This is a genomic window from Pseudocitrobacter cyperus (assembly GCF_039889165.1).
In the GTDB taxonomy this organism is placed as follows: domain Bacteria; phylum Pseudomonadota; class Gammaproteobacteria; order Enterobacterales; family Enterobacteriaceae; genus Pseudocitrobacter; species Pseudocitrobacter cyperus.
The window spans coordinates 1,007,085-1,029,808 of record NZ_JAYMYY010000001.1 but is presented as its reverse complement, the minus strand read 5'-3'; the positions used below and the strand labels follow the sequence as shown (position 1 = coordinate 1,029,808).

The following is a 22,724-nucleotide window of genomic DNA, read 5'->3' as shown; positions in this document are numbered from 1 at the left end:
GGGAGCCATGAATAACACAGTATTGCGTAGATAATTCGGGGCAGGAAAGTCCTGCCCCATACCACTATTTTTTCAGCTTAATTTTAGGGAAGTGTGTCGATGACAAATCGCCATACGAGCCTGACAGCGAACCGCCATCGTAAATCAGCTCCAGCTTTTCATCGCCCTGTACTGAACCACGGGCAATAAAGCGGCGCGAAGATCGATTCGTTTCTCGCTGGCCGCCACACAGATAAATATTTCCCGTTGAATCGAAGGCAACACCGATAAAACCGGTCTGTCCTGGCAACTCAAGCCCCGGGAATGTTTTCACAAAGCGGGCCTGCCACTCAGTCGTTGATGAAGTATCTTCAACCACCCACAGATTGCCGGTGAACCCGATAAGCCATGCGCGATTGTTGCCATCGAAAGCGATATCCGCCACCCATTGGCTTTGATCCTGGCCAAACGGGATGACCGTTTCCCCTGGGGCTGGCACAATTTTCAGCGACGCTTTGGCAGGATTCGGGTTCGCAGGATCGTGTTTGAAGTAGTTAATCTGGCTATTTGTGGCATGGAAGAAGAAGCCGACACCGTCCTGACGGAAACCGAAGCTATCGATGGAGGCATTGCCGCCAGACAGACTGTTGGCCCGGACATAGGCTGTCTTCTCTTCCGGGCGGCCAAACCAGACATCACTGCGATTCTGCACAATATAGTGCGTACCATCGGGGGCCACGGCGTTACTCTGACCATAGCTGTAGGGCGAATCGCTGACTTTTTTGATAAGCGCCCCGGTTTTTGCGCTGTGCGAATATACATCACAGTTATCATCTTTATTGCCCTGCCACATCTGCTTATCCATCAATACGATGGCGTACAGTTCATCTTTTTGTGGTGGCGAAAGAGGTTTCACATCCTCCTGTACAATGGGCTTCTCTTCTGCTTCTGTTTCCGGCTGTGGATCAGGCGTTTCCGCCTCCACGGCTGGGGGTTGAGGCTTTGGGTCGGTGGGTACCTTGCTGCTATTAACCGCGTCTCCCTGGGGCTGGTGGCATTTGCAGTCGCTATGGTTGCCGTTACCAGGGCGACAGGCGTCGACAAGTTTGTCCAGTACCCCAGCCAGGGTGTTGACTGCCTTCACAATCTCCCCGGCATGGTGACAGATATTGGCAGAGGGTTGCGGTTTAGCGATATTTTCCAGAGTGTCGGCTTCGCCTTTTTTATCTGCGATGCTTTCATCCTGCGGGATGCGGCTGGCGCAGATGGTCTGTTTTAGTACGGTGACAAAGTCAGGGGAGCCTTTGGTATAGATGTAGTGCTCACCGCCCGTGCGCAGCGCCAGACGCTTGTACTCTTTTGCCATCGCCGCTTCGTCTTCATCGGAGGGATAGGGCGAGTCTTTGTGAGGGGTTCCAAGATAAGTATGCACTTTCACGCCATGGCGAAGGGCGCTGGCTATCGCTTTGTCGCAGGCCTGGATTTTGCTTTGATCGAGCACCATTTCGCCGCCTTCCAGGCTTTCATCGCCGAGGACAAACAGGTTGCGTTCTGCGTTCTCGCGCCAGTCGAAGTGGCTACTGATATCTTCAACGGAACGGGCGACATCTTCCTGGGCGCCGGCATTTTTTACGCTGTCTCTTACCCGGCCGCGCAGCGTGCTGGTATCAATCCCTTTTGCCGCCATATATTCACGGACGGTTTGCGAAAATTCACTGCCAGCAAAGGTGCCTTCGATTCCCAGAAATTGGACTCGCAGGTCGGAAGGGCATGATTTTTTCGCCTCTTCAACGGCGCCACTGAGTACCTCACTGAGTGCTACAGCTTCATCTTCCATTGAGAGGCTGGAATCAATCACAACGACTAAATCAACGGGCTTCAGATCTTCAGACATTATTAATCCTCCTAAAAAGGATAAAGGGATTTCCCGGACAGGCGATTTAATTCCCCCGGTGAGTGTGTTGTTTATTAAGTATCAGGCGAGCTTTATTGCTGCTGAATTGATGGCCGAACCTTTTTAGTTATCGATTGCCCGGCATCGACAAGGAAATAAGCAGACAACTCTCTTTCTATATATCAACGCTATTTAGCGGCGGCGGTATTTTTTGGTTAACCGTGCCAGTCGATAGCAATACAAGCTTGTCAGCAGCAGGAACAGGGCTATCGCTGTCAGGAATGCATCATCTGGCTTAAATTTCAGTAACCACATAGCCAGAACATCCGCAACCACACAAAAAACAAACAAAAAAAGGAAGGCGAATGGGGTGTGGTTCCAGAGTATACGGTCTAACATACCGGGCATTATATCTCCTGCCTTAATGAGTCTATAGGCAGGTTTACTGCTCCCGGATAATCGGGAGCGCAGTAAACCTGGGCATAATATCGTTCAGCAACTTATTTATAAACTTCCGCGTCAAAGTTGCCTTTATTGTCGGAGTAACCGTTTGGGGTATCTGCTACGTAAAGCTGCAATGTCCCTTTTTCCGGAACAGGCCAGTTAATAACGGATGAACCTATATCATAGCTTTTTCCGGAATCCGCGAATCGGGCTTTCAGTACCTTCGTCGAGTCGAATACCATGCCTTCTTTAACGCGGCCATCAGGAAACCCCAGTTTATGCGCTTCGGCACCATAGTTGATGCATCCGGTGGCGCGAATAGTTAATACGTCACCGGTGCTCACGCTAATTCCGGTATCGACGCCGGTGGCGATATTGGCAGGGACTTTACCAGACCAGATTTTTTGCTCAGACATCATTTACTCCTGTCAGGGTTGCTTTATTTCCACTATGGAATCGTTATGCGTGTCGGTTCCAGCGTTGATTAAAAAGCTCAGGTTGAATATCAGTGGTAATACTATGCATCAATTGTGAGTTATTCAACAAACACGCAACAAGCAGACATTTTTTGTTTTTCCAGAAAGAGCGTTTTGATTATTAATATTATTAGCTTGAAAGTGTTATTTTTTATTTCATAATCAACTAACTGATTGTTTTAATGGTTGTATTTTATTTGTTTATGAGAATTATCTCAGGCTTGTTGTTGTATTAGGCATGATTGTGGTGTGGTTATTTCTCGTTGAAAATTACGGTTAGTGTCCAGAAAAAGACATTTTATTTTTCCTTTGTTTGTTTGGGTTTTAATACATCTGTTTCTGAATGTATTTTATTGGATATCTTGAATAAGATTGTTCTTAATGCAAGTTGAGTAAGAGGCGGATGAGTTAATAAAGTTAAGGTGAGTGATATTTTTTGATTGATATTTAAGTGAGGCTGGTTATTCTGAAAGTGCCGGGTTGATTTATTTGATGCTGAATATACAACAGTATGGCAATAATAAAATCGCAACATACCCTTTATTTCAGTTACTCACTATAACGGAGAGTTCTATGACTGTGTCACCAAACTGGTCTGGTAAAATTGATGCGAAAGACGCGAATGGTACACCAACAGGTCTGAAAATTAATGCGGGTGATAAAATTACCATCATCGCTGGAGGCTGGGTTTACTACGGTCGGGAAATATGGGCTATAGCATTCCCTGATGCCAGGATGAAAGACGGCTCGAAGCTGGCGAAGGATGCCGTGCTGAAAGCGCGTTTCTCTACTTCCGGTAAAAACTACGATATTGGCCGAGGCGTGTATCAATGGGTTGCGCCTGAAAGCGGTGAGCTGATTCTGTATGTCCATGACTCCTCGCATTCAGATAACAACGGTGCATTCGAAGGTGAGGTATATCTCACTGAGAATAAAACCGTTGCAGTGACTAAAAAAGCGCAATGGCGGGGACATGTCGCCGCGACCAACGCTAACTGGACAAGCACAGACATCACCGTGGCCAAAGGGGACAAAATCATCCTCGTTGCCTCGGGTGAAGCGCAGTATGACAGCCGGGGGCGCAAGTTTGGCCCTGATGGCGATAGCCAGCATCCTTCAGCGCAAACGCCTGACAGCACGTTTGTCTATTCCGGTGCAATCGCCGGGCAACTGGTGATTAAGGTCGGCGAGCATCTTCATGCAATTGGCAGCGGCGGCGATCCGTGGGAAGTGCCGGAGGATGGAAAGATTGCTCTGATCTTCAACGACACCAATGTGGCCACAGAATATGCCAATAATACCGGTGGGTATGATGTTAATATTGTGGTGCTGAACGGTTAATGACGGCGGCGCTACGGAGTCTTTCGGCTCCGTGGCGCTATAACTTACCCGGCATTGTAGCGGAGCGGCTTTTTGATAAGCCCCAGTAAAAAATAAGCGCACATCGTCGCCAGACATGTTAGTTGAAAAATAAAAATTAAAAATAATGAATTTTGCGGTTGTAGCGTTTGTGTTGTGATTATTACCAGAATGGCGATGGAGCATACTAACCCCAGCCATACAAAACACACCAGGATAATTGAAAGAGCATAACTCCAGCAGTTAATGATATTATTCCTGATGAGCATCGCGCTGTCCTTTACTATAATCATTTGCCGTCTTATCTGATTAATTATAGTAAAGGGTGACAAACCATAATGTCCTGTTGAGGACATCGAATGTCATCTGGCGTTATCAATAATCATGGGGCAGACTCTTATCGACAGAAATGAGTTTTCCGCGGGTCACTTTAATGAATCCCCCTTTCTTAAGCTCAGCAAGGATGGCTGAGACCCGACTCCTGGATATTCCTGTTTCATTGATGATGAACTGAATGGCGCTGATCTTACTCTTAACATCGTCAGGAAGCTGTTGCAGCGACTCAATGCAGTTCTTGATTTTCTTATAACTGTTAGCACCATGCGTCATGTTTTTTGTTATAAGCATGGATTGAATGACATAGGTAGTAAAAAGATAGAGGATTTTCCAGAAACCCTTTTCGCTGAAGATATTATCTGCCTCCTGACGATCCATGATCAGAACGGTACACTCGCTTTGTGGGCTGAATACCATGCCCCCATCGGTAAAATCTTTGTTATTGACAATACCTACGATGAAAGGGGCAGAGTCAACGAAGTTAATATGGTTATTGGTCTGGTTTCTAAGAGTGAAATTTCCAGATGTAACAAAATATAGATATTTTTCACGCTGTAACCTGAAGTTCTCTTCCGCTATTGTCACTGATTCATAATTAGCATGCTTGATAATGTGTTCAACAATGAGTTCCAGGGATGCAATGGGTTTTTGAGTATATGACTTCATTTTAGCGTATTGTGACTTCCAGTTGTAAGGTAAGACCAAAATTCTCAAACGCATAAGGTTTAAGCTGAAAATATGTACAGGGCGCTGATGATGTTTGAATACACCATTTAATGAAACAGTCTAATAAGCTCTTGTACCCTGCGTAAGGGCTGTGCCGTGGCCTTATTATATTGATAAATCTGAAAAAGTGACGAAATAAAATTCTTTTAAGATTTATCTCAAATTATCCTTGCCTGAACTATGGTTAAAAATGCTAAGATAAACTATCCAGGACGTTGACAATATTCTGGAATTTGCGTTTGTTTATATATGTATAATTTTGTCAAATTTCCATTACCAATACCGCATATTCCTGTGAGGAAAAAATGTTCTCTAAAAAAGCAGCATCCATATTTATTCTATTTATTATTTCCGGATGTTCGGCAGAAAATACAAATAAAAATGCGAATAAACCGGCCAGCAACCCGGAGCAGCAACAGAGTACCACGCCCACTGCTTCAGGCGATTTCAGTACCCTGATACTGAACTGTATGGATGCAAAAGGGGAGAAGGCGACGGCAGTGTTGAAGTCGAAAGATGAAACGCTGACGATGAAGGGGGAGGTTTTCCACTATATTGCGCCGACCCGCGCAGATGCGAATCTGGTTGTTATGGACTTTAAAACGCGTGACAGCAAAAATCCCCGCTACCTGCATGTCGACATGAGCAAACCGGTCATTTTCCCGATGCAGGTGACAGCGGCAGGGCAGAAAGAAGATTACAGATGTGAATCCAGTAAATGATGATCGCCGGATGATACAAGGCTCATCCGGCGATTTTTATGCGTGTTCAAATTGTTGATGAAATGATGGGACGCGGATATCGCGACGGTGGAGCGCCTGCCAGAACGTTTCCAGTGCGCTATCGAGACGGCTTTGCAGATTTGGGCTGAAATGAGGTTTATGCTGGTAGTCCGTTACCTGGCTGTCGTCGGCAAATACACCGTGGAGAATTTCCTGGGCCTTCAGTGCGCTTAATACGGGCTTGAGGGCGTAATCGACCGCCAGCATATGGGCAACCGTCCCACCGGTTGCTAATGGTAATACCACTTTTCCATCCAGTGCCCGTTCGGGCAACAGATCCAACAGTGTTTTTAATGCGCCGGAAAACGATGCTTTATAAACCGGCGTGGCAACGATTAGGCCATCGGCCTGCGCCAGTTGCTCAGTCAGCGTTTTTAGCGCCGGGCTATCAAAACGGGCATACAGCAGATCTTCCGGCTCGAAATTCTGTAGATGCCAGTGACAAACTTCGACATCTACTGCCGCCAGTTTTTCGCGGGCGTACTCAAGCAGAGCGCTGGAGCGGGAAGGAAAACGGGGGCTTCCCGCTAAGGTGATGACGCGCATACTCTCTCCTTATAACAAAATGCTTGTATTTATCTAACATTGATAACATTAAGGGTGAGTCTCGCAGAGCCTCGGGCGAACGCTAAATAATTTATCTGCGGTTCGATTGCCGAAAAACGCATATGGCAGTCGTGCTGGACAAGCCAGACGAAGAACGAAAGAAGAAGTGCCAGGGAAAACGATTGCGTTTAATACGCTTTTTTTGCCACAGGTCAATTCCCTTTCTGTGCTGGATAGCACATAATACGCCCCCGGTTTGCACACCGGGAATCCAGGAGAGTTCATGTACTACCCCTTCGTTCGTAAAGCCCTTTTCCAGCTCGATCCTGAGCGCGCTCATGAATTAACTTTTCAATCATTACGCCGGGTGACCGGAACGCCGTTTGAAGCACTGGTTCGCCAGAAAGTGCCTTCAAAGCCGGTGAGCTGTATGGGACTAACCTTCAAGAACCCGTTGGGTCTGGCGGCAGGTCTGGACAAAAATGGTGAGTGTATTGATGCACTCGGCGCGATGGGTTTTGGTTCGATCGAGATAGGAACCGTAACGCCCCGTCCGCAACCAGGTAATGACAAGCCGAGGATCTTCCGTCTGGTCGATGCCGAAGGGTTGATCAACCGTATGGGCTTTAATAACCTGGGTGTTGATAACCTGGTTGAGAACGTTAAAAAAGCGCATTTTGATGGCATTCTGGGTATTAATATTGGCAAAAATAAAGATACGCCAGTTGAGCAAGGCAAAGATGACTATCTGATTTGTATGGAAAAAATCTATGCTTATGCCGGATATATTGCCATTAATATCTCCTCACCAAATACCCCAGGGCTACGCACCCTGCAATATGGCGAAGCACTCGACGATTTGCTTTCTGGTATTAAAAATAAACAAGCTGAACTCCAGGCAAAACATCATAAATATGTTCCTGTGGCGGTGAAGATCGCGCCGGATCTTTCTCCTGAGGAGTTGATCCAGGTTGCCGATAGTTTAGTTCGCCATAATATTGATGGGGTGATCGCGACGAATACTACACTGGATCGTTCCCTGGTTCAGGGGATGAAGAATTGCGATGAAATGGGCGGATTAAGTGGTCGTCCATTGCAATTAAAAAGCACCGAAATTATTCGTATGCTCGCCGCGGAATTAAACGGTCGTCTGCCGATCATTGGTGTTGGCGGGATTGACTCGGTGATTGCTGCACGAGAGAAACTGGCTGCTGGCGCAACGCTCGTGCAGATCTACTCCGGTTTTATTTTTAAAGGCCCGCCGCTGATTAAAGAAATCGTAACTCATATCTAATCTTTTATCTCATTATGTGAACCAGGGCTTTATTTTAAGCCCTGGTTGCTTTATATTTCATTATTGTTGCTTATTTAGACATTTTGGTCTTTTATTATTTAGGCTGTAAACGAAACGGAAAAGATTACAAAGCAATCGGATGCTAAAAATGAGGGGAGCGGACAATGCGAATTAAACCGGATGACAACTGGCGTTGGTATTATGATGAAGAGCATGATCGAATGATGCTCGATTTAGCCAATGGCATGCTGTTCCGTTCGCGTTATGCCCGTCGGATGCTGACGCCTGATGCCTTTGACCCCAGCGGATTTTGCGTCGATGACGCCGCGCTCTATTTCTCATTTGAAGAAAAATGCCGCGACCTGGAACTCTCTAAAGAACACCGCGCCGAACTCATTCTGAATGCGCTGGTAGCGATTCGTTTTCTAAAACCGCAAATGCCGAAAAGCTGGCACTTCCGCGCCCATAGCGATAACTGGTCGCCTGCTACAGGTGATGCTGCCTGCGTCTGGTTAAGTGATACCGACCAACAGGTGAATCTGCTGGTGGTTGAGCCCGGTGATAACGCCGCGCTTTGCCTGTTGGCGCAGCCAGGATTGGTGCTGGCGGGGCGAACCATGCAATTAGGCGATGCGATTAAGGTGATGAATGACAGGCTGCAACCCCAGCCTGGTCTGGCGGGTTACAGCCTGGAACAGGCCGTTTAACTGCGTAATTTCAGCGCCGTTTTCGGCACGCAGCTACAGCTCAATATTGTGCCATCATTGCCAACGGCACTCTTCTTGAGCGGGCTGACTTCGCCTTCCTCAAGTGTTATCCGACAGCTCCCGCAAATACCTGCCCGACAGGAGTAGGGGATTCGGATTCCCTGCTGTTCCAGTTGCTCCAGTAAAACCTGCTGGTTATTTCCGGTAAAAGCCTGACCCTGCCAGTTGATTTCCACCTTTGTCGTCTGTGTGCCGGGAAGCGCCTGGCTCTCATCGTCTTCCCCGGCGCCATAGATCTTTCCGGGCCCGGTCGCTAATATTTCGACTTCATCGCCCACACGAATCACGCCGCTGCTGCGCGGGATCAGGTTCTGCCCAAAATCAACGTCGCCATTATCCTGGGCGGTGCGGAATGATTGCAGCGTATGCAACGGTTCTCCCGCAGGATGTTTCTGACCCCGCTCCGGGCTAATGGTGGTAAAGATACAGCGACTGCAGGGTTTCACCACATCAAAGACCACTTCACCAATACGAAGGGTTTTCCAGCTATCTTCATCCCACGCCTGTGCGCCGGCCACCACCAGATTAGGGCGGAACTGTTCCATCCTGACGCTGGCAGGGCAGCGCTGCTGTAAATCACGCAGAGAAGCTTCATTGGTCAGCAGATAGGGATAACCGTCAGCAAAAGAGAGCGGCACCGCATCATGGCGTTTAACGCGGCGGGTGAGGGTATCGCCCAGCCAGCGTAGCTGTACGTCGCGTTTGAAGAATGGCGATAACCACTGATTAATCGCATCTGGCGCGATGTGGGCCGTGAAATGATTGCCCCAGACTTCCGTCGGTTCGGCCTGCCGGGTGAAATCAGCAAAGCGAATTAGCGCGCTGCTGCCATCAGGCGCAGTGAGGTGCAGCCCATCATGCAGAATGGCAGGGGTGAAACGCACCATCGCCGGAAACTGCCGTGCGGTAATAAACGTGCCATCGAGTTCCGTCACCATAAAAATGCGATCGAACGCCATTCCGCTGATATCTGCGAAGGCATGAGTCAGCCCAATGCCTCTCATGGATTTCACCGGATGAATGAAAAGTCGTGATAACGTCAGCATGACACATTCCCTGGAGTCAGAAATAAGCCTTTTACTTTATGACATGGGGCTGAGATTGGCTATAATGCGCAACAATTTTCTGCAAGTAAAAGTGATGATATGAATTTTCTGTTTGCCAGTACGGCCCGCGGGCTGGAAGAGCTGTTAAAAACTGAACTGGAAGGTCTGGGCGCGCAAGAGTGCAAAATCACCCAGGGTGGTGTCCATTTTCAGGGAGACACGCGCCTTCTTTATCAAAGCCTGATGTGGAGTCGCCTGGCGTCGCGTATCATGATGCCGCTGGGCGAGTACAGTGTCTGGAGCGATCTCGACCTCTATCTCGGCGTGCAGGCGATCAACTGGACGGAGATTTTCACTCCAAACGCCACTTTTGCTGTGAGCTTTAATGGGCTGAACGATGAGATCCGTAACAGTCAGTACGGCGCGCTGAAAGTCAAAGACGCCATCGTCGATGCTTTTACCCGTAAAAATCTGCCGCGTCCGAACGTCGATCGCGAAAATCCCGATTTACGCGTTAATGTGCGCCTGAATAAAGAAAAGGCTTACATCTCTCTTGATCTCAGTGGCGAAGGTCTGCATTTGCGCGGCTATCGTGACCGTACTGGCCTTGCGCCAATCAAAGAAAACCTTGCTGCGGCGATTGTTATGCGTTCTGGTTGGGTGCCTGGTACCCCTCTGCTCGATCCGATGTGCGGTTCCGGCACCCTGTTGATTGAAGCTGCTATGTGGGCGACCGATCGTGCGCCAGGTTTGCACCGTGGCCACTGGGGCTTTGGCGGCTGGGCGCAGCATGATGACGCGCTCTGGCAGGAAGTGAAAGCCGACGCGCAAACGCGCGCTCGTGCGGGCCTTGCGGCTTATGAGTCTCGTTTCTTCGGCTCTGATACTGACCGCCGCGTGGTGGAAATTGCACGCAGCAACGCCCGTCGCGCCGGCATTGGCGAACTGATCACCTTTGAACAAAAAGATGTGGCGCAACTGAGCAATCCTCTGCCGAAAGGGCCTTACGGCACGGTAATCAGCAACCCGCCATATGGCGAGCGTCTGGAGAGCGAACCTGCGCTCATTGCCCTGCATAGCCTGCTGGGGCGTATCATGAAAAACCAGTTCGGCGGCTGGAATTTATCGCTGTTCAGCGCCTCGCCGGAACTGCTGAGCTGTGTTTCACTGCGCGCTGAACGCCAGTTTAAAGCTAAAAACGGCCCGCTGGACTGTATCCAGAAAAACTACCATGTGGCAGAAAGCACGGGCGAAGTGAAAGCCACGGTTGCAGAAGATTATGCCAACCGTCTGCGTAAAAACCTCAAGAAATTAGAGAAGTGGGCGAAACAGGAAGGGATCGAGTGCTACCGTCTGTACGATGCCGATCTGCCGGAGTATAACGTGGCGGTTGACCGCTATGCTGACTGGGTGGTGGTGCAAGAGTATGCGCCGCCGAAAACCGTTGATGCGCACAAAGCCCGCCAGCGTCTGTTCGATATTATCGCTGCCACGATTGCGGTGCTGGGCATCGCGCCGAACAAACTGGTACTGAAAACCCGTGAACGGCAGAAAGGTAAAAACCAGTACGAGAAGATGAACGAAAAGGGTGATTTCATGGAGGTGAGCGAGTATAACGCACGTCTGTGGGTCAACCTGACGGACTATCTCGATACCGGCCTGTTCCTGGATCACCGTATCGCGCGCCGCATGCTGGGTGAGATGAGCAAAGGCAAAGATTTCCTCAATCTCTTCTCCTATACCGGTAGCGCAAGCGTTCACGCGGGCCTTGGCGGCGCACGTTCCACCACCACCGTTGATATGTCCCGTACTTACCTGGAGTGGGCAGAACGCAACCTGCGCCTCAATGGCCTGACGGGTCGCGCCCATCGTCTGATGCAGGCGGACGTGCTCGCCTGGCTGCGCGATACCGACGAGCAGTTCGATGTGATCTTTATCGATCCGCCGACCTTCTCTAACTCTAAACGAATGGAAGACGCGTTTGATGTGCAGCGCGATCACCTGCGCCTGATGAAAGATCTGAAACGTCTGCTGCGTAAAGGCGGCACCATCATGTTCTCCAACAACAAACGCGGTTTCCGTATGGATCACGACGGCCTGACTGAACTGGGACTAAAAGCACAAGATATTACCCATAAAACACAGTCTCAGGATTTTGCCCGTAACCGTCAGATCCACAACTGCTGGCTGATTACCGCAGCCTGAAAGGAATAAAGAATGTCATTAATTAGTATGCATGGCGCGTGGCTATCGTTCAGCGATGCGCCGCTCCTCGATAATGCCGAACTGCATATCGAAGATAACGAACGCGTCTGCCTGGTTGGCCGCAACGGTGCGGGTAAATCAACGCTCATGAAGATCCTCAATCGCGAGCAGGGTCTGGACGACGGTCGTATTATTTACGAACAGGATCTGGTGGTGGCGCGTCTGCAACAGGATCCGCCGCGTCACGTTCAGGGGAGCGTCTACGACTTCGTTGCCGAGGGGATCGAAGAACAGGCGGTTTATCTGAAGCGTTACCACGATGTTTCGCATCTGGTGATGAACGATCCCAGCGATAAAAATTTGCAGGAACTGGCGAAGATTCAGGAGCAACTGGATCACCATGGCCTGTGGCAGCTTGAAAACCGCATCAATGAAGTGCTGGGCCAGTTAGGGCTTGAGCCTGACATGGAGCTGGCATCTCTTTCCGGCGGTTGGTTGCGTAAGGCGGCGCTGGGCCGTGCGCTGGTTAGCGCGCCGCGCGTGTTGCTGCTCGACGAACCGACGAACCACCTCGATATTGAAACCATCGACTGGCTGGAAGGGTTCCTGAAGACGTTTAAAGGCACCATTATCTTCATCTCCCACGACCGTTCGTTTATCCGCAATATGGCGACACGCATTGTTGACCTCGATCGCGGTAAGCTGGTGACGTACCCGGGTAACTACGATCAGTACCTGTTGGAAAAAGAAGAAGCGCTGCGCGTTGAAGAGCTGCAAAACGCCGAATTTGACCGCAAGCTGGCCCAGGAAGAGGTGTGGATCCGTCAGGGGATCAAAGCGCGTCGTACCCGTAACGAAGGCCGCGTTCGCGCCCTGAAAGCGATGCGTAGCGAACGCAGCGCGCGTCGTGAAGTGATGGGCAGCGCCAAAATGCAGGTCGAGGAAGCGTCCCGCTCCGGTAAAATCGTCTTTGAGATGGAAGATGTTAACTACCAGGTCGATGGCAAGGTACTGGTGAAGGATTTCTCAGCCCAGGTGCAGCGCAGCGACAAAATTGCGCTGATTGGCCCGAACGGCTGCGGTAAAACCACGCTGCTTAAATTAATGTTAGGTCAGTTGCAGGCCGATAGCGGTCGTATCCATGTGGGAACGAAGCTGGAAGTCGCTTATTTCGACCAGCACCGCGCCGAGCTTGATCCGGATAAAACCGTGATGGACAACCTCGCGGAAGGTAAGCAAGAGGTGATGGTTAACGGTAAGCCGCGCCATGTGCTGGGCTACCTGCAGGACTTCCTGTTCCATCCGAAACGCGCGATGACGCCGGTACGCGCACTCTCCGGCGGGGAGCGCAACCGTCTGTTGCTGGCGCGCTTGTTCCTCAAGCCCAGTAATTTGTTGATTCTCGATGAACCGACTAACGACCTGGATGTCGAAACCCTCGAATTGCTGGAAGAGCTGATTGACGGTTATCAGGGAACGGTCATGCTGGTAAGCCACGATCGTCAATTTGTGGATAATACAGTGACCGAATGCTGGATCTTCGAAGGCGACGGGAAGATTGGTCAGTATGTTGGCGGCTATCACGATGCGCGCGGTCAACAGAGCCAATCACAGGCGCAAAAACAAGCTATTGTTAAGAAACCAGCCGAAGTGGTTCAGCCAAAAGCAGAAACAGCTAAACGCGCCACGGCAAAATTAAGCTATAACCTGCAGCGCGAACTGGAACAACTTCCACAAAAACTGGAAGCGCTGGAAGCTGAGCTGGAAGGGTTGCAGGCGCAGGTTGCTGATGCGTCATTCTTCAGCCAGCCGCACGACCACACGCAAAAAGTGTTAGCCGAACTGGCGCAGGCCGAAAAGGCGTTAGAAGAGGCATTTGAACGCTGGGAATACCTTGAAGCGTTAAAAAACGGTGCCTGATACCGAGGAGTTTTCATGTGCGAACAACATCATGCTGCGCGGCATATTCTGTGCCGGCAATGTGACATGCTGGTGGCGTTGCCGCACCTTGAACATCGGCATAAAGCCGCGTGTCCGCGTTGTGGCACCACGCTGACAACCGCCTGGGACGAGCCTCGATCTCGCCCCACGGCGTATGCCATCGTGGCGTTATTTATGTTGTTACTGGCGAACCTCTTTCCCTTTATTTATATGAAAGTGGCCGGGGTTAATAGCGAAATTGAACTGCTGGAAATTCCGCGGGTACTTTTTAGCGAAGATTACGCAAGCCTCGGCACTTTTTTCATGCTCTTCGTGCAACTGGTGCCGGCATTTTGTCTGGTGACAGTGTTACTGCTGGTTAACCGGGTAAAAATGCCGCTTAGCGTGAAGACGTTTTTAGCGAAAATTCTCTTCCATCTGAAGTCATGGGGGATGGCTGAAATCTTCCTGGCCGGGGTGCTGGTGAGTTTTGTGAAGCTAATGGCGTATGGCGATATCGGCATCGGTAGTAGCTTTATTCCCTGGTGTCTTTTCTGTTTACTGCAACTTCGCACTTTCCTGTGCGTCGATCGCCGCTGGCTATGGGATGACATTGCGCCGATGCCGGTACTCGAAAAAGCGCCGCAGCCGGGTGTCACCGGCATTCGTCAGGGGCTACGCTCCTGTTCGTGCTGCACGGCGATATTACCGGCTGACCAACACGTTTGCCCGCGTTGCCACTCTACTGGCTATGTGCGCCGTCGCAATAGCCTGCAGTGGACGATGGCGCTGCTCGTCACTTCCATCATCCTCTATCTTCCGGCCAATATTCTGCCGATCATGGTAACCGATTTGCTGGGCGACAAAATGCCGTCGACGATCCTCGCGGGGGTGATCCTGCTGTGGAGCGAAGGCTCGTATCCGGTCGCGATGGTCATTTTTATTGCCAGTATTATGGTGCCGACCCTGAAGATGATTGCGATAGCCTGGCTTTGCTGGGATGCAAAAGGGCATGGGCGCCGGGATAGCGAGCGCATGCACCTGATTTATGAAGTGGTCGAGTTTGTTGGCCGCTGGTCGATGATTGATGTATTTGTCATAGCAGTGCTTTCCGCATTGGTTCGCATGGGCGGGCTGATGAATATCTATCCAGCGATGGGCGCATTAATGTTTGCGCTGGTCGTGATAATGACCATGTTCTCGGCCATGACCTTTGACCCTCGTCTGTCGTGGGATCGGGAACCGGAATCAAGCCATGAGGAGTCGTAATAGCATGGAAACGAAGAGTGGAGAGGCTAAAGTGCAGAAGGTGAAGAACTGGTCTCCAGTCTGGATCTTCCCGATAATCACTGCGCTGATTGGTGCCTGGATCCTGTTTTACCACTATAGCCACCAGGGGCCGGAGGTCACGCTCATCACCACCAACGCAGAGGGGATTGAAGGCGGTAAAACCACCATCAAAAGCCGTAGCGTGGATGTGGGCGTGGTGGAAAGTACAACGCTGACCGATGATCTCACGCACGTTGAGATTAAAGCGCGCCTGAATGCCGGCATGGAAAAGCTGCTGCATAAAGACTCTGTCTTTTGGGTGGTAAAGCCGCAGGTAGGCCGTGAGGGGATAAGCGGGCTGGGTACGCTGCTTTCTGGGGCATACATCGAGTTGCAACCGGGTAATCAGGGTGGGCAGCAAGAAGACTATCAACTGCTGGATCAACCACCGCTGGCGCCGCCGGATGCGAAAGGGATCCGCGTCATTCTCGACAGTAAAAAAGCGGGTCAACTGAATCCTGGCGATCCGGTGCTGTTCCGCGGTTATCGCGTGGGTTCCGTTGAAACCAGCACCTTTGATCCGCAAAAACGCTCTATCAGCTACCAACTGTTTATTACCGCGCCGAACGATCGGCTGGTAACCAGTAATGTCCGTTTCTGGAAAGATAGCGGTGTGGCGGTCGATCTGACCTCTGCGGGTATGCGCGTCGAGATGGGCTCGCTTACCACACTGTTTAGTGGCGGCGTCAGTTTTGACGTGCCTGAGGGGCTGGATTTAGGTAAGCCAGTTACCGAGAAGAGCGAGTTCAGGCTTTATGACGATCAGAAAAGTATTCAGGACTCACTCTATACCGAACATCTTGATTACCTGATGTTCTTCAAAGATTCCGTTCGCGGTCTGCAGCCTGGCGCACCGGTTGAATTTCGTGGTATTCGTCTGGGGACGGTTTCTCAGGTGCCGTTTGATGTGAAAGGGCTGCGTCAGGCATTGAACAATGACTACCGCATCCCGGTATTGATTCGTATCGAGCCGGAACGTCTGGCGAACCAACTGGGTGAACATCCCGATCTTGGTAAGCATCTGGAGGAGTTGATGCAGCGCGGCCTGCGCGGTTCGCTGAAGACCGGGAATCTGGTCACAGGTGCACTGTATGTGGATATGGACTTCTATCCGAAAGAACCGGCGGTGACGGGTATCCGTGAATTTAGCGGTTATCAGATTATCCCAACGGTGAGCGGCGGTCTGGCGCAGATCCAGCAGCGTTTGATGGATACGCTGGATAAATTCAACAATCTGCCGCTGAACCCGATGATTCAGCAGGCCACGAATACGCTGAGCGAAAGCCAGCGCACTATGCGTGAGCTGCAAACAACGCTGGATAATCTGAATAAGATCACCGCCAGCCAGTCGATGCAGCAGTTGCCGGATGATATGCAGAAAACGCTGCGTGAGCTCAATCGAAGCATGCAGGGCTTCCAGCCAGGCTCTGCCGCCTACAACAAGATGGTGGCGGATATGCAGCGTCTGGATCAGGTTCTGCGCGAATTGCAGCCGGTTCTGAAAACGCTGAATGAGAAGAGCAACGCGCTGGTGTTTGAAGCGAAGGATAAAAAAGATCCAGAGCCTAAGAGGGCGAAATAATGAAAAAGTGGTTAGTTCTGGTCGCGGCTTGCCTGCTGGCAGCCTGTAGCAGCGGCGGGGAGAATAAAACGTACTACCAGTTGCCGCTGGATAAGGGCACGGTGCAAAACAGCGCCGGTTCCGGCAACCATTTGCTGTGGGTGGAGCAGGTCTCCATCCCGGATTTTCTGGCCGGGAGCGGGGTGGTTTATCAGACCAGCGATGTGCAGTATGTGATTGCCAGCAACAATCTGTGGGCCAGCCCGCTTGATCAGCAATTGCGTACTACTCTTGTCGCCAACCTGGGCAATCAGTTACCGGGCTGGGTAATTGCATCGCAGCCGCTGGGCCACGATCAGGATACGCTTAATGTATCGGTGAATGGCTTCCACGGGCGTTACGATGGCAAAGTGATTGTCAGCGGTGAGTGGCTGTTGAACCATCAGGGGCGTTTGATTAAACGTCCATTCCACATTGAACTGCCTCAGCAGCAAGATGGCTATGATGAGATGGTGAAAGTACTGGCGCAGGCCTGGAGCCAGGAAGCGGCTTCTATCGCTCGCTCCCTCAATCAGCAACTATAAGTAGAATTAATAATGCTTAAGGCCGTCGTGGATGCTAAATCCACGACGGTTTTTTTGTTTTTATGCTCAGCAGCTTAGTTGTCCCACTTCACATTTTTTGTACAAATGAACTCTTGAGTAGCTCACAAATATGACACTGGTGTGAATTTTGCGCATTGACGATGGTGATGATTCGGGTTATTCGTAATGTGTGGTTGCACACTTTGCAATCACTGTTTTCATTTCCACCAGATAAAAGTAATGAGGGAAACGAGGCATGAAGAGACAAAAACGAGATCGCCTGGAACGGGCACATCAGCGTGGTTATCAGGCCGGTATTGCCGGTAAATCGAAAGAAATTTGTCCTTACCAGACGTTAAATCAACGTTCACACTGGCTCGGAGGCTGGCGAGAAGCCATGGAGGACAGGACAGTTATCGCCTGACGCTGTCTCTTTAAAAGAAACCTCCGCTTTGCGGAGGTTTCGCCTTTCTACAACCCGAATGCGTTGTGGACAGAAGGGGTTAAAACGCAGAAGTATCCTGGAACAGGCCGACCTTCAGGTCGTTTGCGGTATAGATCAGACGACCATCTACCAGCACTTCGCCATCCGCCAGGCCCATGATCAGGCGACGGTTTACGATGCGTTTGAAGTGAATACGATAGGTCACTTTCTTTGCGGTCGGCAGAACCTGACCGGTGAATTTCACTTCACCCACGCCCAGCGCACGGCCTTTGCCTTCACCGCCAAGCCAGCCCAGGTAGAAGCCAACTAACTGCCACATAGCGTCAAGACCCAGGCAGCCAGGCATTACCGGGTCGCCAATGAAGTGACAGCCGAAGAACCACAGATCCGGGTTGATATCGAGCTCTGCTTCAACATAGCCCTTATCAAAATTGCCGCCTGTTTCGGTCATTTTAACGACACGATCCATCATCAGCATACTCGGAGCCGGTAACTGCGGGCCCTTTGCACCAAACAGTTCGCCGCGACCAGAGGCAAGAAGATCTTCTTTTGTATAAGATTCGCGTTTATCTACCATGTTTTAAGTAAGCCTTATTTTGAGTTCGGGACGCAGGATAGCTAACACGTGTACGCTGAACAAGTCCGATCAGTTCGAATTGAACCAGTTCAGCCAACGTAGCGGCCACGGATAACGATGGCGTGCATCGGGTTGCAATGCCTGCGCGATACGTTCCTGAATCGTTTGCAATAACGTTGTCTGCCCTTCAGCATCCCAGTTAAGTTGGGTGAGAAGCGGCAGGGCTTCGGTCACATCATCGACCGCCCAGATAGAGAACTGCCCGGCTTCAACGGCTTCCTGAACATCCAGCGACAGGCTCAGATGACGCACGTTGGTCGCAGGAATAATTACGCCCTGTTTGCCATTTAAGCCACGTTGCTGACAGATAGCAAAGAAGCCTTCAATTTTTTCATTCAGCCCCCCCACCGGCTGTGCGCGACCAAACTGATCGACGGAGCCTGTGATGGCGATGCTTTGATTAATCGGTACACCGGAGAGGGCGCTAATCAGGGCGCACAGCTCGGCCATCGACGCGCTATCGCCGTCCACTTCACTGTACGACTGCTCGAAAGTCAGCGACGCAGAGAAGGGGATTTGCTGATCGAGTTCAAGCTCTGACATTAAAAATGCCTGCATGATCATCATGCCCTTGGCGTGAATGTTGCCACCAAGTTCCGCCTTGCGTTCAATATCGGTAAATTCACCGTCCCCAATATGAACGACGCAACTGATTCGCGAAGGTTCGCCAAAAGCGCGCGGATGGCCCGGAAATTCAATCACCGACAGCGCGTTGATCTGGCCGATACATTCACCTTCCGTCTCAATCAGAATTTGTTCGAGCAGAATTTCATCCTGCATGCGTTCAGAGAGGTATCCCTCACGCCACTGACGTTGCTCAAGCATGGTTTTGAGTTGTTCATCACCAATGGTGTTACCTTCGCAGAAAGGCGCCGTTTCTCGTAACTGGCGAGCAATCCACAGCGGGCAGAGGGGCAGCGTTTCCTGATCGCCGGTATAGCGTGCGCCTTCCTGAATCAAACGTGGCCATGCATCGGCGGCGACAGTTGGCAGGCTGGCATCACGAGCAACCTGCTGAACCCACTGACACCACTGTTTCAGTGTCTCTTCATCAGTAAGCTGCAGATTGTCTTCATATTCGCTATAGAGCGATTTCTCAGCCAGCTCGGGTTCCATTTCCTGGAAGTCAGCCAGGGCTTCGCGATCGCCTACCAGCATAACTTTCAGTGAAAGCGGCATAGAAGGGATGGTGACTGGCAGCGGGCGAGATTCGTCGAAGGAGAGCCACTCAAAGCGTTGCTGCGTTACCTGAGACTTCAGGCGCATCCACAACAGAGGCTGAGCCAGCAACGCGCGCAGAGACAGAATGAGCACGCCACCGTTGGCCTGGTGAACCAGACCCGGCTGAAGGGTAATTTCGCCGTTAAACTGACGCACGCAGCCGAATAGCTGCTCGGCCTCCACCCAATCGGCAAAAAGGGTTGGACACTGGCTGGCAAAATTATCCTTCGGCGTTGATGCCGGAGAAACGCTCACCTGCCCTGAAGCAATCGTATAGTTGACTCCGGTGAGGCGGGCGCTATCGTCACTGCGCAGTGCAGTGGTCGCGTTGTTGAGGAGTTGCAGGTACGCTTTTTCTTCTGGCGCTTTGACCAGTAAAAAGTCGCTGACGCCCTGAGGGTGTAAAAACTGCTCAAGGGCATAGTGCAGGCGAGCCTGCAGCTCGCTGAATAAAGATTCGTTAACTGTGCTGAGTTCAGGCAGTGTAAATAGCGCCTGGTATGCATCAGTCGCAGGGGCAAGGTCGCGCCGGGAAAGAGTATTTATGGTCAAAGTCGCTATTTTTAGTCAGATGTAAAGCGCGAGATTATACCTTATGCCGCAGTGAAGCTCACGGATAAAGCGATAATGTCTTCACAGTTGCCGATTTCTTCTCAGCACATCAGCAAAAAACTGATATCCTGAAAAGAGTTACACGGTCACATTGGGATCGCAATGAAATATCAACAACTGGAAAATCTTGAGAGCGGGTGGAAGTGGAAATACCTGGTGAAGAAGCACCGGGAAGGCGAAACGATCACCCGCTACATTGAAACCAGCGCCGCACAGGAAGCGGTTGATCTCCTGCTGAAGCTTGAGCATGAACCGGTTCTGGTTAATGAGTGGATTGCGCAAAACATCAATCCTTCGCTGGTGAACCGCATGAAGCAGACGATTCGCGCACGTCGTAAGCGCCACTTTAATGCGGAGCATCAGCATACGCGGAAGAAGTCGATCGATCTGGAATTTGCCGTCTGGCAGCGTCTGGCGGGGCTGGCACAGCGTCGGGGAAAAACGTTGTCAGAGACGATTGTCCAACTGATTGAAGATGCGGAAAACAAAGAAAAATACGCGACGAAGATGAGCAGCCTGAAGCAGGATTTGCAGGCGCTGCTGGGGAAAGAGTAACCGTCTCTTTTACATCGTTGCGTTGAACGCAGAGCAAAAAAAACCCCGCAGCGCGGGGTTTTTTCATAAGACAATAACTTAAGCCTGCGGCTGAGCTACAACGTCTTTGATACCTTTAACTTCGATCTCTACGCGACGATCCGGTGCCAGGCAGTCGATCAGTGCAGCGCGAGCTTTCACGTTGTCACAGGTGTTGCCAGTAACCGGGTTGGATTCGCCCATGCCACGTGCAGAGATTTTGTCAGAAGGAATACCTTTAGAGATCAGGTAATCAACAACGGACTGAGCACGTTTCTCGGACAGACCCTGGTTGTAAGCGTCAGAACCGATGCGGTCAGTGAAGCCCAGAACAACAACGGAACCGTCTTTCGGATCCAGGTTGCTCAGTTGGCTGTACATCTGATCCAGAGCCTGCTGGCCTTCTGGTTTCAGAGTTGCTTTGTTGAAGTTGAACAGAACATCAGACTTCAGAGTGAAGTGTTTGGTCTGAACTTCTGGAGCCGGAGCCGGAGCCGGAGCTACTGGAGCTGCTTCTTCCTGCTGGCCGAAACGATAGGAAACACCTACGCTCAGCAGGCCGTTATCCGGACGTGCACCAACGGTGTTCGCGTCACCGATGTTGTTAGTCCACTGGTATTCCAGACGGGTAGCGATGTCACGGGTTACCGCGTATTCTACGCCGCCAGCGAATACTGGGGATACGCCAGTGTCGTGGTCTTTGAAGCCTTCGTTGTTTTTAGCGTCTGCACGCCAAACCATACCACCCAGACGAGTATAGATGTCCAGATCGTCAGTGATTGGGTAACCCAGTTTAGCGGTCAACTGAACGCCCTGAGCTTTGAATGCGCCGTTCTGGTAAGCACCGTTCTGGGTGTCACCTTTGTACGGCATACGACCTAACCAGTCATAACCCATTTCGAAACCAACATACGGGTTAACCTGATAACCACCGAACGCACCAGCGCCCAGTTGGCTTTCGTGGGTTGGGCCGATGTTGTTGATCTGGTTGTTACCGACATCGTGGAACTGAGACCAGCCCAGTTTAGCACCAGCATACCAGGTGTTATCTTTCGGAGCGGCCTGCGCTACGGTAGCGAAACCAGCCAGTGCCACTGCAATCGCGATAGCTGTCTTTTTCATTTTTTGCGCCTCGTTATCATCCAAAATTTGCCATGAAAATCTAAAAGACTCACGGTTAAATCCTTCACCGGGGGCGTGACTTATTAATTACTCAGCAGATCTCTGCGGCGTAAGCTGATCACCCCTGGCGATGTAAAGTCTACAACGTAGTTGGAAACTTACAAGTGTGAACTCCGTCAGGCATATGAAAAAAAAAGAGTTGTATACACAATATTTAACATTTCAGGCTAGAATTTATGCGAGATAAAATTCTGAGACCCGCATCACACCAGCATTCTCAGGAATTTAAGTAACTGAAACATGCCCGTAACGAGACTGCAAAAAAAATTCCAGGAAAATTCCTAATTTCACTTAATGATACAAATTTGAGTGAATTTTTAGCCCATTGAGTTGTCCTGCTGGATGAGAAGAGGAGTGAACTGGACGCATAATAAACGCCATTGCATTCCCTTCTTCTGCCGCGCTCATCAGGCGAGAATGATCATGCTCCGACAGTTCTTCCGCCACCCAGGCGATAACTACACTATAGTTCCCTGTACGTAATGCACGTTCCATAGAATCAAGCATATTGCACGGAAGCATCTGGCGAAGCTGCATGACCTTGCTTAACGGAAGGCCGGAAGCCTGCACCCACTGGCGACTCAGTTTTTGTTGTGGCGTTAGCCATAGCTGCCAACGAGATTGCTGACCGAGCTGCTGCAATAAAGGTAAGAGCAGTAACTGCGCCATCATGGGCTGATCTTCACGATAAACCACTTCGCTTACCAGGGCAGGGGACGCGTGCACAGGAGTGGCGAACGTGTGATGGGCCGCAGGCGTTACCGCGACAGACGAACGATTTACAACACCAGATGTATACATAGCTA

At 50.6% G+C, this 22,724-nt stretch carries 21 protein-coding genes; 11 read left to right on the top strand and 10 right to left on the bottom strand.

Features of this window, described 5'->3' with window-relative positions; all coding sequences use genetic code 11:
* Positions 1–64: 64 nt before the first annotated feature.
* From VSR74_RS05075 to VSR74_RS05065, 3 genes are all read right to left on the bottom strand, one after another.
* Positions 65–1,873 (bottom strand): hypothetical protein, encoded by a 1,809-nt coding sequence (locus VSR74_RS05075; RefSeq protein ID WP_347793702.1) that lies wholly within the window; start codon positions 1,871–1,873, stop codon positions 65–67.
* 192 nt (positions 1,874–2,065) lie between these two features.
* Entirely contained in the window at positions 2,066–2,281 is a 216-nt protein-coding gene (locus VSR74_RS05070) for a hypothetical protein (RefSeq protein WP_347793701.1), read from the bottom strand.
* Between the two features lie 92 nt (positions 2,282–2,373).
* Positions 2,374–2,733 (bottom strand): LecA/PA-IL family lectin, encoded by a 360-nt coding sequence (locus VSR74_RS05065; protein WP_347793700.1) that lies wholly within the window; start codon positions 2,731–2,733, stop codon positions 2,374–2,376.
* A 633-nt stretch (positions 2,734–3,366) separates the two neighbouring features.
* Between VSR74_RS05065 and VSR74_RS05060 the strand changes: the two genes are divergently transcribed.
* Positions 3,367–4,134 carry a LecA/PA-IL family lectin gene (locus VSR74_RS05060; protein ID WP_347793699.1) on the top strand — a complete coding sequence of 256 codons (768 nt, stop codon included), beginning with the start codon at positions 3,367–3,369 and terminating at the stop codon, positions 4,132–4,134.
* Between the two features lie 393 nt (positions 4,135–4,527).
* On the opposite strand, the gene VSR74_RS05055 is transcribed toward VSR74_RS05060, so the two are convergent.
* Complete coding sequence (locus VSR74_RS05055) at positions 4,528–5,154, bottom strand: helix-turn-helix domain-containing protein (RefSeq protein ID WP_347793698.1); 627 nt, start codon at positions 5,152–5,154, stop codon at positions 4,528–4,530.
* Positions 5,155–5,519: 365 nt separating this feature from the next.
* Here VSR74_RS05055 and VSR74_RS05050 point away from each other — a divergent pair, with 365 nt between their 5' ends.
* A complete protein-coding gene (locus tag VSR74_RS05050) occupies positions 5,520–5,936 on the top strand; it encodes a hypothetical protein (protein ID WP_347793697.1) in 417 nt (138 codons plus the stop codon).
* Positions 5,937–5,972: 36 nt separating this feature from the next.
* On the opposite strand, the gene ssuE is transcribed toward VSR74_RS05050, so the two are convergent.
* A complete protein-coding gene (gene ssuE, locus VSR74_RS05045) occupies positions 5,973–6,542 on the bottom strand; it encodes an NADPH-dependent FMN reductase (protein WP_347793696.1) in 570 nt (189 codons plus the stop codon).
* Between the two features lie 283 nt (positions 6,543–6,825).
* Between ssuE and pyrD the strand changes: the two genes are divergently transcribed.
* The gene (gene pyrD / locus VSR74_RS05040) at positions 6,826–7,836 is read left to right on the top strand and encodes a quinone-dependent dihydroorotate dehydrogenase (RefSeq protein WP_347793695.1); all 1,011 of its coding nucleotides are present in this window, start codon (positions 6,826–6,828) and stop codon (positions 7,834–7,836) included.
* A 164-nt stretch (positions 7,837–8,000) separates the two neighbouring features.
* Positions 8,001–8,543: a cell division protein ZapC gene (zapC, locus tag VSR74_RS05035; protein ID WP_347793694.1), complete on the top strand. Its 543-nt coding sequence runs from the start codon at positions 8,001–8,003 to the stop codon at positions 8,541–8,543.
* Here the strand turns inward: zapC and VSR74_RS05030 are convergent.
* A complete protein-coding gene (locus VSR74_RS05030) occupies positions 8,540–9,649 on the bottom strand; it encodes a YcbX family protein (RefSeq protein WP_347793693.1) in 1,110 nt (369 codons plus the stop codon). The two genes, zapC and VSR74_RS05030, sit on opposite strands and share 4 nt — an antisense overlap.
* Before the next feature lie 99 nt (positions 9,650–9,748).
* Between VSR74_RS05030 and rlmKL the strand changes: the two genes are divergently transcribed.
* The 6 genes from rlmKL (at position 9,749) to rmf (ending at position 17,672) form a co-directional block, all read left to right on the top strand.
* On the top strand, positions 9,749–11,854 hold the full coding sequence (gene rlmKL / locus VSR74_RS05025; protein ID WP_347793692.1) for a bifunctional 23S rRNA (guanine(2069)-N(7))-methyltransferase RlmK/23S rRNA (guanine(2445)-N(2))-methyltransferase RlmL: 2,106 nt from the start codon (positions 9,749–9,751) through the stop codon (positions 11,852–11,854).
* Between the two features lie 12 nt (positions 11,855–11,866).
* Entirely contained in the window at positions 11,867–13,774 is a 1,908-nt protein-coding gene (locus tag VSR74_RS05020; RefSeq protein ID WP_347793691.1) for an ABC transporter ATP-binding protein, read from the top strand.
* Between the two features lie 15 nt (positions 13,775–13,789).
* Positions 13,790–15,043, top strand: coding sequence for a membrane integrity-associated transporter subunit PqiA (gene pqiA / locus VSR74_RS05015; protein ID WP_347793690.1), 1,254 nt, complete (start codon positions 13,790–13,792; stop codon positions 15,041–15,043).
* 4 nt (positions 15,044–15,047) lie between these two features.
* Entirely contained in the window at positions 15,048–16,685 is a 1,638-nt protein-coding gene (pqiB, locus tag VSR74_RS05010; protein WP_347793689.1) for an intermembrane transport protein PqiB, read from the top strand.
* Complete coding sequence (pqiC, locus tag VSR74_RS05005; protein WP_347793688.1) at positions 16,685–17,248, top strand: membrane integrity-associated transporter subunit PqiC; 564 nt, start codon at positions 16,685–16,687, stop codon at positions 17,246–17,248. The genes pqiB and pqiC overlap by 1 nt, the downstream gene beginning before the upstream one ends.
* 256 nt (positions 17,249–17,504) lie before the next feature.
* A complete protein-coding gene (rmf, locus tag VSR74_RS05000; protein WP_015965056.1) occupies positions 17,505–17,672 on the top strand; it encodes a ribosome modulation factor in 168 nt (55 codons plus the stop codon).
* A 79-nt stretch (positions 17,673–17,751) separates the two neighbouring features.
* On the opposite strand, the gene fabA is transcribed toward rmf, so the two are convergent.
* Together fabA and VSR74_RS04990 are read right to left on the bottom strand one after the other, a co-directional pair.
* Positions 17,752–18,270: a bifunctional 3-hydroxydecanoyl-ACP dehydratase/trans-2-decenoyl-ACP isomerase gene (fabA, locus tag VSR74_RS04995; RefSeq protein ID WP_010429339.1), complete on the bottom strand. Its 519-nt coding sequence runs from the start codon at positions 18,268–18,270 to the stop codon at positions 17,752–17,754.
* 69 nt (positions 18,271–18,339) lie between these two features.
* Entirely contained in the window at positions 18,340–20,103 is a 1,764-nt protein-coding gene (locus VSR74_RS04990; protein WP_347793687.1) for a Lon protease family protein, read from the bottom strand.
* A 162-nt stretch (positions 20,104–20,265) separates the two neighbouring features.
* Between VSR74_RS04990 and matP the strand changes: the two genes are divergently transcribed.
* Positions 20,266–20,718, top strand: coding sequence for a macrodomain Ter protein MatP (gene matP / locus VSR74_RS04985; RefSeq protein ID WP_347793686.1), 453 nt, complete (start codon positions 20,266–20,268; stop codon positions 20,716–20,718).
* Between the two features lie 78 nt (positions 20,719–20,796).
* Here matP and ompA read toward each other — a convergent pair whose 3' ends face one another.
* Positions 20,797–21,858: a porin OmpA gene (gene ompA, locus VSR74_RS04980; RefSeq protein WP_347793685.1), complete on the bottom strand. Its 1,062-nt coding sequence runs from the start codon at positions 21,856–21,858 to the stop codon at positions 20,797–20,799.
* A gap of 351 nt (positions 21,859–22,209) precedes the next feature.
* Entirely contained in the window at positions 22,210–22,719 is a 510-nt protein-coding gene (gene sulA / locus VSR74_RS04975; protein ID WP_347794357.1) for an SOS-induced cell division inhibitor SulA, read from the bottom strand.
* Positions 22,720–22,724: the final 5 nt, after the last annotated feature.